19 protein-coding genes are annotated in these 15,346 nt (G+C 62.3%); all 19 read right to left on the reverse strand.

Annotated elements, in window-relative coordinates; translation table 11 throughout:
* Window positions 1-10: 10 nt before the first annotated feature.
* The 19 genes from BMX27_RS09345 to BMX27_RS09435 all read right to left on the reverse strand — a co-directional run bounded on the left by BMX27_RS09345 (window position 11) and on the right by BMX27_RS09435 (window position 15,284).
* On the reverse strand, window positions 11-403 hold the full coding sequence (locus BMX27_RS09345; RefSeq protein ID WP_090159558.1) for a DUF5333 domain-containing protein: 393 nt from the start codon (window positions 401-403) through the stop codon (window positions 11-13).
* A 49-nt stretch (window positions 404-452) separates the two neighbouring features.
* Window positions 453-935 (reverse strand): DUF3291 domain-containing protein, encoded by a 483-nt coding sequence (locus BMX27_RS09350; protein ID WP_090159662.1) that lies wholly within the window; start codon window positions 933-935, stop codon window positions 453-455.
* Window positions 935-1,204: a hypothetical protein gene (locus BMX27_RS09355; RefSeq protein ID WP_090159559.1), complete on the reverse strand. Its 270-nt coding sequence runs from the start codon at window positions 1,202-1,204 to the stop codon at window positions 935-937. Before BMX27_RS09355 ends, BMX27_RS09350 begins: the two co-directional genes overlap by 1 nt.
* 120 nt (window positions 1,205-1,324) lie before the next feature.
* Window positions 1,325-2,605, reverse strand: coding sequence for an NADH-quinone oxidoreductase subunit NuoF (gene nuoF / locus BMX27_RS09360; protein ID WP_090159560.1), 1,281 nt, complete (start codon window positions 2,603-2,605; stop codon window positions 1,325-1,327).
* A 39-nt stretch (window positions 2,606-2,644) separates the two neighbouring features.
* Entirely contained in the window at window positions 2,645-2,854 is a 210-nt protein-coding gene (locus BMX27_RS09365) for a DUF5337 domain-containing protein (RefSeq protein ID WP_056034556.1), read from the reverse strand.
* Between the two features lie 3 nt (window positions 2,855-2,857).
* Window positions 2,858-3,784 (reverse strand): hypothetical protein, encoded by a 927-nt coding sequence (locus tag BMX27_RS17020; protein WP_256212451.1) that lies wholly within the window; start codon window positions 3,782-3,784, stop codon window positions 2,858-2,860.
* Window positions 3,785-3,926: 142 nt separating this feature from the next.
* Window positions 3,927-5,336 carry an NADH-quinone oxidoreductase subunit NuoE gene (gene nuoE / locus BMX27_RS09375; RefSeq protein ID WP_090159561.1) on the reverse strand — a complete coding sequence of 470 codons (1,410 nt, stop codon included), beginning with the start codon at window positions 5,334-5,336 and terminating at the stop codon, window positions 3,927-3,929.
* 47 nt (window positions 5,337-5,383) lie between these two features.
* Entirely contained in the window at window positions 5,384-5,725 is a 342-nt protein-coding gene (locus BMX27_RS09380) for a hypothetical protein (RefSeq protein ID WP_090159562.1), read from the reverse strand.
* The gene (locus tag BMX27_RS09385) at window positions 5,722-6,960 is read right to left on the reverse strand and encodes an NADH-quinone oxidoreductase subunit D (RefSeq protein WP_090159563.1); all 1,239 of its coding nucleotides are present in this window, start codon (window positions 6,958-6,960) and stop codon (window positions 5,722-5,724) included. Before BMX27_RS09385 ends, BMX27_RS09380 begins: the two co-directional genes overlap by 4 nt.
* Window positions 6,957-7,592 carry an NADH-quinone oxidoreductase subunit C gene (locus BMX27_RS09390; RefSeq protein WP_090159564.1) on the reverse strand — a complete coding sequence of 212 codons (636 nt, stop codon included), beginning with the start codon at window positions 7,590-7,592 and terminating at the stop codon, window positions 6,957-6,959. The genes BMX27_RS09385 and BMX27_RS09390 overlap by 4 nt, the downstream gene beginning before the upstream one ends.
* The gene (locus tag BMX27_RS09395) at window positions 7,589-8,059 is read right to left on the reverse strand and encodes a hypothetical protein (RefSeq protein WP_090159565.1); all 471 of its coding nucleotides are present in this window, start codon (window positions 8,057-8,059) and stop codon (window positions 7,589-7,591) included. Before BMX27_RS09395 ends, BMX27_RS09390 begins: the two co-directional genes overlap by 4 nt.
* Window positions 8,059-8,592 (reverse strand): NuoB/complex I 20 kDa subunit family protein, encoded by a 534-nt coding sequence (locus BMX27_RS09400; RefSeq protein WP_056034579.1) that lies wholly within the window; start codon window positions 8,590-8,592, stop codon window positions 8,059-8,061. The genes BMX27_RS09395 and BMX27_RS09400 overlap by 1 nt, the downstream gene beginning before the upstream one ends.
* Window positions 8,593-8,714: 122 nt before the next feature.
* Window positions 8,715-9,080 (reverse strand): NADH-quinone oxidoreductase subunit A, encoded by a 366-nt coding sequence (locus BMX27_RS09405; protein ID WP_090159566.1) that lies wholly within the window; start codon window positions 9,078-9,080, stop codon window positions 8,715-8,717.
* A 120-nt stretch (window positions 9,081-9,200) separates the two neighbouring features.
* Window positions 9,201-9,857 (reverse strand): glutathione S-transferase family protein, encoded by a 657-nt coding sequence (locus BMX27_RS09410; protein WP_090159567.1) that lies wholly within the window; start codon window positions 9,855-9,857, stop codon window positions 9,201-9,203.
* On the reverse strand, window positions 9,854-11,776 hold the full coding sequence (locus BMX27_RS09415; protein ID WP_090159568.1) for an acetyl-CoA carboxylase biotin carboxylase subunit: 1,923 nt from the start codon (window positions 11,774-11,776) through the stop codon (window positions 9,854-9,856). Before BMX27_RS09415 ends, BMX27_RS09410 begins: the two co-directional genes overlap by 4 nt.
* A 4-nt stretch (window positions 11,777-11,780) precedes the next feature.
* Window positions 11,781-13,340 (reverse strand): carboxyl transferase domain-containing protein, encoded by a 1,560-nt coding sequence (locus tag BMX27_RS09420; protein WP_305728773.1) that lies wholly within the window; start codon window positions 13,338-13,340, stop codon window positions 11,781-11,783.
* Window positions 13,337-13,840 (reverse strand): lysozyme inhibitor LprI family protein, encoded by a 504-nt coding sequence (locus tag BMX27_RS09425; protein WP_090159570.1) that lies wholly within the window; start codon window positions 13,838-13,840, stop codon window positions 13,337-13,339. The genes BMX27_RS09420 and BMX27_RS09425 overlap by 4 nt, the downstream gene beginning before the upstream one ends.
* Window positions 13,837-14,124, reverse strand: a complete 288-nt coding sequence (locus tag BMX27_RS09430; RefSeq protein WP_090159571.1) for a hypothetical protein — start codon at window positions 14,122-14,124, stop codon at window positions 13,837-13,839. Before BMX27_RS09430 ends, BMX27_RS09425 begins: the two co-directional genes overlap by 4 nt.
* The gene (locus BMX27_RS09435; protein ID WP_090159572.1) at window positions 14,121-15,284 is read right to left on the reverse strand and encodes an isovaleryl-CoA dehydrogenase; all 1,164 of its coding nucleotides are present in this window, start codon (window positions 15,282-15,284) and stop codon (window positions 14,121-14,123) included. The genes BMX27_RS09430 and BMX27_RS09435 overlap by 4 nt, the downstream gene beginning before the upstream one ends.
* Between the last annotated feature and the right edge of the window lie 62 nt (window positions 15,285-15,346).

Genomic DNA, 15,346 nt, shown 5'->3' on the forward strand with positions numbered 1-15,346 from the left:
ATACCGCGACCTAGCGCAGCAGCCTGCCGACCCCGCTGCCCTTGGCAATCTGATCCTGTCCCACGGCGCAATAGCTTGCAGGATCGCCAGTCACGGCCCCCAGTTGCACAAGCTGGCGACGCGCAATCGCTTCCAACCGGTCCTTTTGCGCGTCGTCGTCGATATAGGCGTCTACCTCGTCACTGGAATACCCCAGATCACGGGCCCGCGATTTGAGGTTCAGCAAAGTGCGGATTCCCTGAAAGGTCCGCGCGTCGATGTCGTCGCACTGGCGGCTGATTTCATAGGCCATGCCTACGACCAGCAGGCCATTGGTGATTTCTGCCTCGTCGGCCAACCCCTGTGCGGTTGCAGGACCGGTCAGCCCGGTGGCGGCAATCGCGGCAATCATCAGGTTGCGCATCTCGATAATCCTTTGTTTTGTTGATCAGGATATCGGTCCGCAGTGGCGGCTATGCAATATCAGGGGCACCGTCAGGCGATGTCTCGCCCAGATTGGCCCGCGCCCAAGTCCAGCCAAAGGCCGCTGGCGTATCACCGTCACGTTTGAAGTCTTCGAGCCGCGCAAGCGCCTCTGACAGCGTGGGTTCATGACCGACGGGCACAGGCCACATCACGAAATGTTGGTCGGTCATACGTTCGAACCATTCCGCGCGCCGGTTCATGAACCGCGCGTGCAAAGTATCAAAGACGTAGGTGCGCAGGCTGGGGAAATCGGCCCAGACCGTCAGGTTGGCCACGAACTGCGGGTCGCCGTCGATCTTGGCCTCCGTGTTGCCTGTGCCCGGCTCGCCCGACCCTTCCATCATCCAGACGAAACCCGGCATCCGTTTGCCCAGCCCGTTGATCCGATCGAGGTTGTCCATGAATTCCGCCACGCGCGGATCATCCGTCGGCGCAATCAGACGACCGATATTCAGTTCGGCAAGATGCATCATGGCCCCGCCGTGATCCACACATAAGCCATGACGACGCATGCGGCAGCAAGTGCGAGGACGGCCAAAACGACGAATGCAGCAAATAGCCAGCCCAGCCCAGCACCCAACACAGCCCCTGCCAAGGTATACAAAACACCGGACCCGTTCTGCACGTCCGCGAGAAGATATCCCATCCCCGCACCCGGAATGACACCGATCGCTGCCGTTATTCGGCGCAAACGTGGCGTGCCCTCGGCTGCCAAATAGCTGAAATCGAAAAAATCCATCACAACCCCTCACGGCGACGTAGGGTCAGGCTAGGCGGTCGCGCGCCTGTGACGCAACATCCACAAACAAAAACACCGCCGCAGCGGTGTTTTTTTAGCGTCAGATGTGATCCTTTGACCTTATTCCGCCGCGATGGGGCGCTTGTGCTTGATCCGGTCCTCGATCTCTCCGCGGAAGTTGCGGATCAGACCCTGGATCGGCCAGGCCGCCGCGTCGCCCAGTGCGCAGATCGTGTGGCCTTCGACCTGTTTGGTCACGTCCAGCAGCATGTCGATTTCCTCGACCGCCGCCTCACCTTTGACCAGACGTTCCATGACGCGCATCATCCAGCCCGTGCCTTCGCGGCAGGGCGTGCACTGGCCGCAGCTCTCGTGCTTGTAGAACTTGGACAGCCGCCAGATCGCCTTGATCATGTCGGTGCTCTGGTCCATCACGATGACCGCCGCCGTGCCCAGACCGGACCGCTGTTCGCGCAGCCAGTCAAAATCCATGATTGCGCCGTCCATCTGTTCCGCCGTCAGACAGGGTACGGATGATCCGCCCGGGATCACCGCCTTGAGGTTTTTCCATCCGCCACGGATGCCGCCGCAGTGCTTGTCGATCAGTTCCTGAAACGGGATCGACATCTCTTCTTCGACGACGCAGGGGTTGTTGACGTGACCGGAAATCGCAAACAGCTTGGTGCCCGCGTTGTTCGGTCGGCCCATGCCTGCGAACCATGCACCACCACGGCGCAGGATTGTCGGCACCACGGCGATTGATTCGACGTTGTTCACGGTGGTCGGGCAGCCATACAGACCCGCGCCCGCCGGGAACGGCGGCTTCATCCGGGGCATACCCTTTTTGCCCTCGAGCGATTCCAGCAGCGCGGTTTCCTCGCCGCAGATGTAGGCACCAGCACCGTGCGCCAGATAGATGTCGAAATCCCAGCCTGAACCACAGGCGTTCGGTCCGACCAGACCCGCGTCATAGGCTTCGTCGATGGCGTTTTGCAGCGCCTCTTTTTCGCGGATGTATTCGCCGCGGATGTAGATGTAGCAAGCGTGCGCCTGCATCGCGAAACTGGCAATCAGACATCCTTCGATCAGCGTATGCGGATCATGGCGCATGATTTCACGATCCTTGCAGGTGCCGGGCTCGGATTCGTCGGCGTTCACAACCAGATAGCTGGGACGACCATCCGATTCCTTGGGCATGAAGGACCATTTCAGGCCCGTCGGGAAACCCGCACCGCCACGACCACGCAGACCGGATGCCTTCATCTCGTCGACGATCCAGTCCTTGCCTTTGGCGATGATATCCTTGGTTCCGTCCCAATGGCCACGCGCCTGCGCGCCCTTGAGCGAGCGGTCATGCATCCCGTAAAGGTTCGTGAAAATGCGGTCCTGATCTTGCAACATGGTGCGGGTCCTCAAGTTCTGGTTGGCGTGTTGCGCCCGTTACCGCGTCTTTTGCCAGATTCTGACGGTGACAACCAGTGACCAAATGAACGCAGCCAGGGAGATGAGGTAGAACAGGATTTCAAACCGCGGTGCCAGCCCCGTCACGGCCACCAACCACGGTGCGAGGATCGCCAGCAAACCCGCGCCAGCGATGACAAGGGCGGCGATCCGCCCCTGTCGCGTTGTATCGTCAGTGTGATTCGACATGGTTTAGTAGACGCCGCCCTTGTCGACCTTCTTGGAAAATTCCGTATCGCCACCGGCGGCCAGGATCTTTGCCTGGGACACCCAGTTGTCCCGGCTCGCGCGGCCCTTGAACCCTTCGAGGTTGCTGTCGACCCAGGCCAGTTCCTTATCCGTCCAGGACGCTACCTGATCAAAGTGATAGATGCCCATACCGTGCAGCATGGTTTCCATCTTGGGGCCGACGCCCTTGATTTCCTTCAGGTTGTCGGGGCCACCTTCACGCGCCTGATCTAGCAGCTTGGGCTTGTCGGCATCAGACGGCGCGGCCTCGACCGATGCGGTGCCGGGCTGGCCGGGCTTTGCCTTGACGGGTGCGGCGGCGGCGGGCTTGGCCTCGGCGACCGATGCGCCTGCGTCGCCGGACACTTCGCTTGCGATACCGCCAGCGGCACCAGCCCCTGCATGCACTGTCCGCGCATGCGGGTCGCCTGCAACCGATGTTCCGGCCTTCGGGGCTGATGCAGCGACGCTTTCGTTGGCCGGTGTTGCACTGACGGCCTTGGTCTCTGCAGTGCTGGATATGCCAGCGGTTTCGGGTGTCGCGGTAGTTGCACCCGCCGCATCAGTTGCACCCGCCGTGACCACGGGAGAGGTCGCCGTGGTTGCAGGCGCATGGCCAACGCCATGTGCTGCGGCACCTGCGGCACGCGCTGCTGCGTCTGCGCCGATCGGTTCGCCCTTGGATGTAAGGCCGGGCTGGGTGTTGCGACCCGCAGGTTCACGCCATCCCAACCACAGCACCACGGCCACGATGACCGCAACCAGTCCGACGATGAACAATGCCGCGATAAATCCGGAGCCAAAAACGGCCAGCGCGACGCCGCCTGCGATCAGACCAAACACCCCAGCCACGACCAGGATGCCCAATTCCTTTGGTGCAGTTGTTTTCATTTGCAATTCCCCCTGCAAGTCACACGAACCCACAAGGTCCGGTATTTTTAAATGCCGTCAACGCGCAGCGCAAAAAGACGGCCCTAGGGCCGTCTTAAAGCAACTTTTACGTGAGACATAGAATTTTTGCGAACCGCAGGGTTTACTCGGCCCCAAGGACCTTGGCTTGACCGACCCAATCGTCGCGCAGAATGCGACCCTTGAACTTGAGCCGCGTATCGACCCAGGCCATTTCGGCAGTGGTCCAGGCCGCAATCTGGTCGAAATGGTAAAAACCCAATTCGTGCAGAATGCCTTCGATCTTGGGTCCGACACCCTTGATCCGTTTCAGATCATCAGGACCGCCATCGCGCGGCGCGTCCAGTGTCACGGGTTTTTCCTCGGCCACGCCTTCCAGCGGGTTATCAGCGGCCGTCGCCGGTTTGGCCGTCGCAGCACCGGGAACGCCCTTTGCATCCGTCGTATCAGCAGATGATGCAGCCGCACCCGTTACGGCCCCTGCACCGGCCTTGCGGGGCCCGGGTGCGGGCGTGTCCGACCCATCCTTGCCAGCCGCACCTTTCAAGGTTGCAGAGGCACCTTTTGCATCGGTGGTCGACGCACGCTTGGACGCAGCCTTGGTATCGGTCTTTGCCTTGGGGGCAACGCTGCCTTCGGCCGGTTTGGCCGCGGTGGCATCCGCTGGCGCCTCGCCCGGGGCCTCGGCTGTGCCGTCAGAGGCAGCACCCACATTGCGCGGCGCGGGCGCATCACCGCTGACCCGGCCACCCTGTTTGCCATCAGGCCCCTCGGGCGACATCAGGTCATCACGTGCGGCGGCACTGGTGTTCTTGTCTGCGGCCTTTGCGGTGTTCCAGGGCGTCAGCAACGGCACTTCGGTGCCGTCGATGCGTTTCAGTGTGTCACCAATATCAACGGCCAGTTGCGCACTGGCGTTGTACTGTGCCTTGCCACTGTCATGATACTTGAGGCTGGTCAGGCCGGACAGCGGTTCGGACGCGAAACGCCCGTTCTGCGGGCCGGGCACCGGCACCTCGCCCGCGGCCATGCGGTCGATCAGGTCAGACAGCTTTTCTGCGGTCAGATCCTCGTAATAGTCCTTGCCGATCTGGGCCATCGGCGCGTTGGCGCAGGACCCCAGGCATTCGACCTCTTCCCACGAAAACTTGCCGTCAGCGGACAGTTGATGCGGCTTGGGGGCGATCTTGTCCTTGCAGACGCTGATCAGGTCCTCGGCATTGCAGATCATGCACGACAGCGTGCCGCAAACCTGAATATGCGCCACGGAACCAACGGGTTGCAGCTGGAACATAAAGTAGAATGTGGCCACCTCGAGGACACGGATATATTCCATGCCCAGAAATTTGGCCACGTACTCGATGGCCGGTCGTGTCAGCCAGCCTTCTTGTTCCTGCGCGCGCCACAGAAGCGGAATAACCGCGCTGGCCTGCCGCCCTTCGGGGAACTTGGTCATCTGACCTTCGGCCCAGGCCTTATTGGCGTCGGTAAAGGCAAAGGTTTCAGGCTGGTCGTGATACAGGCGTCGCAGCATGGTCAGGGTCTTTCAGGTCTTTTTCAGGCAGATCGTCAGAGGTCGGATCAAATGCAGCGGTCGCTTACCACACGGATGGAACTGTCGCCAGAGACCTCGACCCGGCCCTCGCTTTCGAGTTGCGGAATAAGCGATCCCAGCTCTGCCTGGCTGATCGTGGCGTCATTCAGAACGGCACCGGCGTTGGCAGTGGTCAGCTCGCAGCCATTGGCCTCGATCCCCTGCACCAGACGTTCCTTTGCGGTCAGCAAGGCGGGCTGTTCGATCGTGGGCGGCGGGGCCACGCGGTCCATCGGATCAGCCGGCATGTTGTTGCCCAAACGCGGGATGCCAGGTGAACAGGCGGCCATACCGGCCAATGCGGTCGCTGCGATAACAAAGCGGATCATCTGTCAATTTCTCCGAAAACGACGTCCATCGTGCCGATAATCGCGGCGACGTCCGCCAGTTGGTGCCCTTTGGCGACATGATCCATCGCTTGCAGGTGCAGGTAACCCGGCGCGCGCAGTTTTGCGCGATAGGGCTTGTTGGTGCCGTCAGCCACCAGATACACGCCGAATTCGCCCTTGGGGGCCTCGACCGCGGCGTAAACCTCACCTGCGGGCACGTGGAACCCTTCGGTGTAAAGTTTGAAGTGGTGGATCAGGCTTTCCATGTCGGTTTTCATCTGACTACGTGTCGGCGGGGTCATTTTACCGCGGGCCATCACGTCACCCTTTTCGACCCGCAGCTTTTCGCAGGCCTGACGCATGATGTGGATCGACTGGCGCATCTCCTCCATCCGGCACAGGTAGCGATCGTAGCAATCGCCGTTCTTGCCGACAGGGATCTGGAATTCGAATTCGTCATAGCACTCATAGGGTTGCGCGCGCCGCAAATCCCACGCAAGGCCGGATCCCCGCGCCATCACGCCAGAGAAACCCCATTCCTGGATTTCCTCTTCGGTCACGATGCCGATGTCGGCGTTACGCTGCTTGAAGATCCGGTTTTCGGTCAGCAACCCGTCGATGTCAGCCAGCACGCGCGGGAAATCCTGACACCAGGTATCGATATCCTCGACCAGCTGGTCGGGCAGGTCCTGATGCACACCACCGGGGCGGAAATAGTTGGCGTGCAGACGCGCACCGCAGGCGCGCTCATAGAACACCATCAGCTTTTCGCGCTCTTCGAACCCCCACAGCGGCGGCGTCAGCGCGCCAACGTCCATCGCCTGCGTGGTCACGTTCAACAGGTGCGACAGGATGCGGCCAATCTCGGAAAACAAGACCCGGATCAGCTGCGCGCGGCGCGGCACCTCGGTCTTGGTCAGCCGCTCGATCGCCAGACACCAGGCATGTTCCTGGTTCATCGGGCTGACGTAGTCGAGCCGGTCGAAATACGGCAGGTTCTGCAGGTAGGTGCGGCTTTCCATCAGTTTTTCGGTGCCACGATGCAGCAAGCCGATGTGTGGATCGCAGCGTTCGACGATCTCGCCGTCCAGTTCCAGCACCAGACGCAACACGCCGTGCGCTGCCGGGTGCTGCGGACCAAAGTTGATGTTGAAGTTGCGGATCTGCTGTTCACCCGTGCGCGCGTCCGTGGACCCGTCGTCATAGGTGTTTACGCGAATATCACCGTCCATCATTTCGCGGCCTCCTTGGCCTTTTCGTCGCCGGGCATGATATATTCCGCCCCCTCCCAAGGGGACATGAAATCAAACTGGCGGTATTCCTGCACGAGGCTCACGGGTTCATACACGACGCGCTTTTGCTTTTCGTCATAACGCACCTCGGTGTAGCCGGTGGTCGGGAAATCCTTGCGCAGCGGGTGCCCACGGAAACCATAGTCGGTCAGCAGGCGCCGCAGATCGGGATGGCCCGAAAACAGGATGCCGAACATGTCGAACACTTCGCGCTCGAACCAGTTGGCACTGGGGTGCACGGAAATGATCGACGGCACCATGTCCTCTTCGCGGATGTCGACCTTCAACCGGATACGCTGGTTCTGATACATGGACAGAAAATGATAGACGACTTCGAACCGCTTGGGCCGCTCGGGGTGGTCGACGGCGGTGATATCGACCAGTGTCGAGAACTTGCACGCCGGATCGTTCTTCAGAAACTCGACAAAGCCCACGATGTTCGCCACCGCGACCTTGATCGTCAGTTCACCAAAGGCCACGTCCCAGGACAGCACACAGTCATTGCGTTTCAGTTCCAGGTGCTGGCCCAGTTCGCTCAGGGCTTGGGTCTGCGCGTTTGCAGGTGTCTGGCTCATGATAGGTTGCACTCCATCGCGGATGAGAGGTTTGTCCAGCCGCCGCCCATGACACGGACGTCGTTGACGTATTGATTGCCCTGCGTGTCCGCCACGTCGATCGTGACAGCGGCCAATGTGCCACGGTCTGCAGATACCGGCGGCGTGGGGGCGTAGAAACTGAAATCGCGGCTTTCGCCGGGGGCAATCGTATCGGGGATATACGATCCGATATCATCGCTCAGGACGATTTCGCCAGCGACACTGAAATCCCATGCGATGCGGATGCCGTTGATGGGCCAGTCCAGATCGTTCCTGACGGTAACCGCGATACGATGCGTTCCTGCTTCGGTCTGCACCAGCGCCGCATTCTGCAACGGCACCTGTGCGGCCAGACAGGCCCGCCGGGCATCATGCGCGGCACTGGCCTGCACTGCCACCGGCACCAGCGACACGGTGGTCGCGGACAGGATGGCCGCACGCAGCATCAGCGAACGATTGTTCCGGTGCGGCGGATCTTGCGCTGCAATTGCAGGATACCGTACAGCAGCGCCTCGGCTGTCGGCGGGCATCCGGGCACATAGATATCGACCGGCACGATACGGTCGCATCCGCGCACGACGGAATAGCTATAGTGATAATAGCCGCCGCCATTCGCACAGGACCCCATCGAGATCACATAGCGGGGTTCCGGCATCTGGTCATAGACCTTGCGCAGCGCGGGGGCCATCTTGTTGGTCAGGGTGCCGGCCACGATCATCAGGTCGGACTGACGCGGGGATGCGCGCGGGGCCGTGCCAAAGCGTTCCAGATCGTAGCGCGGCATCGAGGTGTGCATCATCTCGACCGCGCAGCAGGCCAGACCGAATGTCATCCAGTGCAGCGATCCGGTGCGTGCCCAGTTGATCATGTCCGCCGTCGAGGTCACGAGGAACCCCTTGTCGGTCAATTCCTTGTTCAGGGCCTGTGTGCCGACCTCGCGGTCGAAACCCGCATCGTTAACACCTGTCGCGATACCCATGGTCGCTCACTCCTGCCAGTAAGATCGTGCTGGGCACCCTCGCCCGTCATCCTTGGACCTATGACCGGCGCTGTCAGAGGTCAAGGCGACACCCTGTCCCGCACCAGCCGCATTGGCCGGGATCACTCCCAGTCCAGCGCGCCCTTTTTCCATTCGTAGGCAAAACCTGCGGTCAGCACCGCGAGGAATACCATCATCGACCAGAACGCCGTCATCGAGATATCCTGAAACGCCACCGCCCAAGGAAACAGGAAAGCCACCTCAAGGTCGAAAATGATGAACAGAATCGACACGAGGTAGAAACGCACATCGAATTTCATCCGTGCGTCGTCAAAGGCATTGAAGCCGCATTCATAGGCCGACACCTTTTCCGGGTCCGGGTTGCGCACGGCAACAACGGCAGCTGCCAGTATCAGGATCAGCCCCAATGCAATGGCAAGACCCAGAAAGATCATGATCGGCAAATATTCGGACAGCAGAAATTCCATTGCGGAACGCCCCTTTGGCTTGCGGGCCACTGGCCCGGTTTGTTGGCTAGGGTTTAGTCGGCTGCCGGGACAGGGTCAACTGCACCCGCCGCGCAAATTCCATGCAGACCGTCGCACGACCTAGCTGTCCGGCAGTGGCCAGGGCGCGTAAAATTCACGCGGATAAAACAGATCGGCGTCCTTCATCGCCACGCCCCATGCGGGCCGCTGCGACAATCGGTCGATCCAGTCTGCAACATGGGGAAACGGATCAAGCCGCACGAATTTCTGCCCCATGCCCACGGCCTGTGCCACACCGATATCGGCGGCGGAAAACGTGCCCAGCATGTAGTCCCCCTGCGCCAGAACGTCCTCCAGCACGCCGATTGTCTTGGCCAGACGCTTTGATTCAAGCTGCATGATGATCGGGCTGCGCATGTGGTCCTCGCGCAGCATCAGGTGCTGCTGGGTCAGATTTGCGCAGTGCTGGCTGATCGTTTCGGCGTAATGCACCCATTGCAGCCATTGCGCCCGCTGCTCATGCTCCGCGGGGCGACCCAGGCTGTCGGGCGAAAACCGTTCGCACAATACCTCGGCGATGGCCCCGCTCTCGAACAGGGCAAAACCGTCGATTTCCAGCGCAGGCACACGGCCTGCGGGATTCAGCGACAGGTAGCCCGGTTCGCGCAAGCTCTTGTCCAGCGCGTAGTTCACCAGCGTGTAATCCACGCCCAGCTCTTCCAGCAGCCACAGGGTCCGGACCGAGCGCGTGCCGGGGCTATGGTGCAGACGGATCACGACGGTTCCAGTGTGATCAGAGTGGCCTTTGCCTTGACCTGATCGCCGGGGGCTGCGGTGACGCTGGCGACGATCCCGTCACGCGGCGCGCGCAACACGTGTTCCATCTTCATCGCCTCGAGGACGACCATCCGCGCGCCCTCTTGGACAGTGTCACCGACCGCCACGGCGACCGATTGCACCAGACCCGGCATCGGCGCCAATACGGCGTCGCCGCCCGCGCCCGCACCCCTGCGCGCCAGCGGATCGGGATGATCAAAGGTCACGGGATCACGACCGAACACGGTGATCTGCCGCGCGTGGACAGCGACCTGCGGCATGCGCATACCGTCACAGGTCCAACCGTCCGCGACCCGCCGCAGCATCACCGTCTCGCCCGCAACCTCTGCCGCGATCCCGTCGCGCTGAACGGTCAGCGCAACCTTCAGATCGGCCTCGGCCAGTCGCAGCTTCACCAGATGGCGCAGGGGCTGCCACAGCGTGAAACCGCCGTGTGGCACAACCACATCCAGACCCGCGGCAAAAACGGCAGCCAGCGCCGTGCAGGCCGCAGTCGGTACGACCGCCGCCGTCAGGTCATCGTGCCTCGCGATCAATCCCGTATCGACACGCCCTGCCACGAACTCCGGCTGCGCCGCCAACCGCTGCAAGAACCCCAAGTTCGTCACGCAGCCCGCGACCTGTGTCTCCGCCAGCGCCCGCGACAACCGCCCCAATGCTGTTGCCCGGTCAGGGCCATGGCAGGTCACCTTGGCGATCATCGGATCATACCAGGGCGAAATTTCTGATCCGGCCGCGACCCCGCTGTCGATCCGGGCATCAGCAGGAAACTGCAAATGATCCAGCGTGCCTGTCGCAGGCAAAAAACCCGCAGGCACATCCTCTGCGTACAATCGCGCCTCGAACGCATGGCCCGTGATGGTCAGATCGTCTTGTGCACAAGGTAGCGGCGCACCTGCCGCCACACGCAACTGCCAGTCGACCAGATCCACGCCGGTGATCGCCTCTGTCACGGGGTGTTCGACCTGCAAGCGCGTGTTCATTTCCATGAACCAGAACCCGTCGGGGCGCAGCCCGCCTGCCCCGTCCACGATGAATTCCACGGTGCCGGCGCCCGCGTAGCCGATCGCGCGGGCCGCAGCCACCGCCGCATCGCCCATCGCGGCGCGCACCTGCGCGGTCATGCCGGGGGCTGGCGCCTCCTCGATGACCTTCTGGTGGCGGCGTTGCAACGAACAGTCGCGTTCGAACAGATGCACCGCATCGGTGCCGTCGCCAAAGATCTGCACCTCGATATGGCGCGGCTGCTGGATGTATTTCTCGATCAACACCCGCGCGTTGCCGAATGCCGTGCGCGCCTCGGCCTGCGCGCTGGCCAGCGCCTCGGCGAAATCGCCCGGACTTTCGACCAGTCGCATCCCCTTGCCGCCACCGCCTGCGACCGCCTTGATCAGCACCGGATAGCCGATGTCAGCCGCCTGCCCGGCCAGATGATCTGCGTCCTGATTGTCGTCCTGATAGCCCGGCACGACCGGCACGCCTGCGTCGGCCATCAGCGTCTTGGCCGCGTCCTTGAGTCCCATCTTGCGGATCGCATCGGCACTGGGACCGATGAACACCAGTCCCGCATCCACCACCGCATCCACGAAATCGGGGTTTTCGGACAGGAATCCATAGCCGGGATGGATCGCCTGCGCACCCGTGTCCCGTGCCGCCGCAATGATCAGATCACCGCGCAGATAGCTGTCGGCCACGGGCGCAGGCCCCAGCCGCACGGCGGTATCGGCCATGCGCACATGAAGCGCGTCCGCGTCGGCGTCGGAATAGACGGCCACGGTTTCGACACCCAGCGCACGCGCAGTTCGGATGATCCGGCAGGCAATTTCGCCCCGGTTGGCGATCAGGATACGGGTGAACATGCGATTACATCCTGAACACGCCGAAACGTGTCTCCTCTACGGGCGCGTTGCAGCTTGCCGCCAGCGACAGGGCCAGCACGGCGCGACTGTCGCGCGGGTCGATCACACCGTCGTCCCACAGCCGGGCCGAGGCATAGAGCGGGTGCGACTGCCGTGCGAACTGATCGATCGTCGGCTGTTTGAACGCGGCCTCCTCCTCTGCGGACCACGCCTCTCCGCGACGTTCCTTGGCGTCGCGGGTTACGGTCGCCAGCACGCCCGCCGCCTGTTCGCCGCCCATGACGGCGGTGCGCGACGTAGGCCATGTCCACATGAAATCAGGTGAATAGGCGCGCCCGGCCATCCCGTAGTTGCCCGCCCCGTAGCTGCCACCGACAACCAAAGTGATCTTGGGCACGCGGGTCGTCGCCACAGCTGTCACCATCTTGGCCCCGTGGCGTGCGATCCCTTCGTTTTCGTACTGCTGACCCACCATGAACCCGGTGATGTTTTGCAGGAAAATCAGCGGAATTTTCCGCTGGCTGCACAGTTCGACAAAATGGGCACCCTTTTGCGCGGCCTCGGAAAACAGCACGCCGTTGTTGGCGACAATCCCGCAGGGCCAGCCGTCGATATGGGCAAAGCCCGTGACCAGCGTGTCGCCGAACCGGGCCTTGAACTCATCAAAATCCGACCCGTCCACGATCCGGCGAATGACCTCGCGGATGTCATAGGGCGTGCGCAGATCGGCAGGCACCACGTCGAACAGGGTCGCAGGGTCCTCGATGGGCGGACGGGGTGCGATCCTCTGAACCGTGCCCTGATCGCTCAGCGCACAGGACACCACCGCCTGCCGCGCAAGGGCCAGCGCATGGGCGTCATCCTCTGCCAGATAATCCGCAACACCGGACAGACGGGTATGCACGTCGCCGCCGCCCAGATCCTCGGCGCTGACGACCTCGCCTGTCGCGGCCTTGACCAGTGGCGGACCGGCCAGAAAAATCGTCCCCTGATCGCGCACGATGATCGACACATCCGCCATCGCGGGCACATAGGCCCCCCCCGCCGTGCAGGACCCCATCACGACAGCGATCTGCGGAATCCCCGCCGCCGACATATTCGCCTGATTGTAGAAAATACGGCCAAAGTGGTCGCGATCGGGAAACACCTCGTCCTGTTGCGGCAGGTTCGCCCCGCCACTGTCGACAAGGTAAACGCATGGCAGACGGCAGGCGGCCGCGATTTCCTGGGCGCGCAGATGCTTTTTCACGCTGATCGGGAAATAGGTGCCGCCCTTTACCGTGGCATCGTTGCAGACGACCATCACCTGCTGGCCATTCACCCGCCCCACGCCCGCGATGACACCCGCGCCGGGGGCCGCATCGTCATACATGCCGTGCGCCGCTGTCGCCCCGATTTCCAGAAATGGCGCACCGGGGTCCAGCAGTCCCGCGACCCGGTCGCGCGGCAGCATCTTGCCCCGGCTGACATGGCGTTCGCGCGACCGCGTCCCGCCGCCCGCCGCCGCCGCCGCAGCCGCCTGCGCCACCAGCGCCAGCGCCTCTTCATGTGCCTGTCGTGTCACTGTAAACCGTCCATCCCATCGCGCAGCACAAAGGTCTGTTCTGCCGTCAAACCCATCAGGCACTGGATCGTGGCCGGTCCACCGCCGGTCCCGCCGCCCCATTTCGCCCTTTCGAAATCGCACCGCGCATCGCGGTAGCCGATCCATGCGCGTTGCATGTCGCGCAGCGCATCGGATTGGACGGGCAGGTTCATCCCCTCGGATGCGGCGAATGCATCGCTTTCGGTGTAGATCACCATCAGCGCGGCATAGGCCTCGTTCAGGGCGTCATCCCAGAATTGCCGTTCCCGGTCGAAGCAGCCGCCCATGCCCACGGTTGTATCACCGCCGGGCGTGTCGACCATGCAGGCACCGGCAGAGGCACCGACACACCCCAGACGATCCAGCCCGGTAACGGTCGCCAGACAGGCCTCGGTCGCCGCGTTGGAATAGACCAGATCCTGTGCGGTCGCGGCCGTGGCCCCCGACAGCGCCAGGGCACAGATCAAGACAAATTTCATGTGTCGGGTCCTCCGGTATCGCGGATCAGTCCGCCGCGCGGTCCTGCGGGATAGACGAAGCTGTCACCACCCGGGTGGGCGCAAATGACGGTCAGACGCACATCACCCACACCCGGCGTCGCCAGACAATCGGTCATGGCCGCACCCGCCGGTGCCTCTGACACATAGCGGGCAGCATAGCGCGTTATGATATCCGTCTCGGTCACCGGCTGGCCCAGTTGGAACCCGACGTATCCCACCGTGACCGTCAAGGCCGCCACGGGCAGGAACAGCAACCTGTTCACACCATCGCCTTCATCAATTCGCGCCCCACCAGCATCCGACGAATCTCGGATGTGCCGGCGCCGATTTCCATCAGCTTGGCGTCGCGGAACAGACGGGCCACGGGCGCATCGGCCATGAAACCCGCACCACCCATTGCCTGCACCGCCTGATGCGCCTGCACCATCGCTTGTTCTGACGCATACAGACAGCAGGCCGCTGCATCCTGCCGCGTCACGGTGCCACGGTCACAGGCGCGCGCGACCTCATAGACATAAGCGCGGGCCGAATTCATGGCCGTGTACATATCCGCAATCTTGCCCTGCATCAGCTGGAACGACCCGATGGGCTGGCCGAATTGCTTGCGCTGCGCGAGATAGGGCATGATTTCATCCAGACAGGCGGCCATGATGCCCAGACCGATCCCCGCCAGCACAACGCGTTCGTAATCCAGCCCGGACATCAGCACGGCCACGCCGCGCCCTTCTTCGCCCACCACGTTGTCGAACGGCACCTGCACATCGTCGAACACCAGTTCCGCCGTGTTCGATCCGCGCATCCCCAGCTTGTCGAAATGCGCGCTGGTGCTGAAACCGGTCATGTCCTTTTCGATCAGGAACGCGGTGATCCCCTTGGACCCCGCGTCGCGGTCCGTCTTGGCATAGACAAGCAGCGTATTGGCATCCGGCCCGTTGGTGATCCAGTATTTTGTGCCGTTCAGACGGTAATGATCGTTCCGCTTTTCCGCCGTCAGGGTCATGGACACGACGTCCGACCCCGACCCCGCCTCGCTCATCGCCAGTGCGCCCACATGTTCGCCACTCACCAGCTTGGGCAGGTATTTCGCCCGCTGCGCGTCGGTCCCGTTCAGCTTGATCTGGTTCACGCACAGGTTGGAATGCGCACCATAGGAAAGGCTGACCGACGCACTGGCGCGCGCGATTTCCTCGATCGCGACCGTATGCGCGAGGTAAGACATCCCCGCCCCGCCGTATTCCTCTGATACCGTGACACCCAACAGGCCCAGATCACCCATTTCGCGCCACAGCGCGGATGGAAAGGTGTTGTCGCGGTCAATTTCGGCGGCCATCGGTTTGACACGGGTCTGCGCCCAGTCGTGCACCATGTCGCGCAGGGCGTTCACATCCTCGCCCAGATCAAAAGTCATCGACGCGTTGAACATGACCTGCCCCTTTATTGAACACTTGTTCAATTCCTAATCCAGCGCCCCCACCCCGGTCAAGC

Source organism: Loktanella sp. DSM 29012 (assembly GCF_900110705.1).
Taxonomy (GTDB): domain Bacteria; phylum Pseudomonadota; class Alphaproteobacteria; order Rhodobacterales; family Rhodobacteraceae; genus Loktanella; species Loktanella gaetbuli.

What these genes read in the sequence shown, in the direction of transcription:
- BMX27_RS09345 (WP_090159558.1), bottom strand. Translation starts at nt 403, where the DNA reads ATGCGCAACCTGATGATTGCCGCGATTGCCGCCACCGGGCTGACCGGT.
- BMX27_RS09350 (WP_090159662.1), bottom strand. Translation starts at nt 935, where the DNA reads ATGCATCTTGCCGAACTGAATATCGGTCGTCTGATTGCGCCGACGGAT.
- BMX27_RS09355 (WP_090159559.1), bottom strand. Translation starts at nt 1,204, where the DNA reads ATGGATTTTTTCGATTTCAGCTATTTGGCAGCCGAGGGCACGCCACGT.
- nuoF (WP_090159560.1), bottom strand. Translation starts at nt 2,605, where the DNA reads ATGTTGCAAGATCAGGACCGCATTTTCACGAACCTTTACGGGATGCAT.
- BMX27_RS09365 (WP_056034556.1), bottom strand. Translation starts at nt 2,854, where the DNA reads ATGTCGAATCACACTGACGATACAACGCGACAGGGGCGGATCGCCGCC.
- BMX27_RS17020 (WP_256212451.1), bottom strand. Translation starts at nt 3,784, where the DNA reads ATGAAAACAACTGCACCAAAGGAATTGGGCATCCTGGTCGTGGCTGGG.
- nuoE (WP_090159561.1), bottom strand. Translation starts at nt 5,336, where the DNA reads ATGCTGCGACGCCTGTATCACGACCAGCCTGAAACCTTTGCCTTTACC.
- BMX27_RS09380 (WP_090159562.1), bottom strand. Translation starts at nt 5,725, where the DNA reads ATGATCCGCTTTGTTATCGCAGCGACCGCATTGGCCGGTATGGCCGCC.
- BMX27_RS09385 (WP_090159563.1), bottom strand. Translation starts at nt 6,960, where the DNA reads ATGATGGACGGTGATATTCGCGTAAACACCTATGACGACGGGTCCACG.
- BMX27_RS09390 (WP_090159564.1), bottom strand. Translation starts at nt 7,592, where the DNA reads ATGAGCCAGACACCTGCAAACGCGCAGACCCAAGCCCTGAGCGAACTG.
- BMX27_RS09395 (WP_090159565.1), bottom strand. Translation starts at nt 8,059, where the DNA reads ATGCTGCGTGCGGCCATCCTGTCCGCGACCACCGTGTCGCTGGTGCCG.
- BMX27_RS09400 (WP_056034579.1), bottom strand. Translation starts at nt 8,592, where the DNA reads ATGGGTATCGCGACAGGTGTTAACGATGCGGGTTTCGACCGCGAGGTC.
- BMX27_RS09405 (WP_090159566.1), bottom strand. Translation starts at nt 9,080, where the DNA reads ATGGAATTTCTGCTGTCCGAATATTTGCCGATCATGATCTTTCTGGGT.
- BMX27_RS09415 (WP_090159568.1), bottom strand. Translation starts at nt 11,776, where the DNA reads ATGTTCACCCGTATCCTGATCGCCAACCGGGGCGAAATTGCCTGCCGG.
- BMX27_RS09425 (WP_090159570.1), bottom strand. Translation starts at nt 13,840, where the DNA reads ATGAAATTTGTCTTGATCTGTGCCCTGGCGCTGTCGGGGGCCACGGCC.
- BMX27_RS09435 (WP_090159572.1), bottom strand. Translation starts at nt 15,284, where the DNA reads ATGTTCAACGCGTCGATGACTTTTGATCTGGGCGAGGATGTGAACGCC.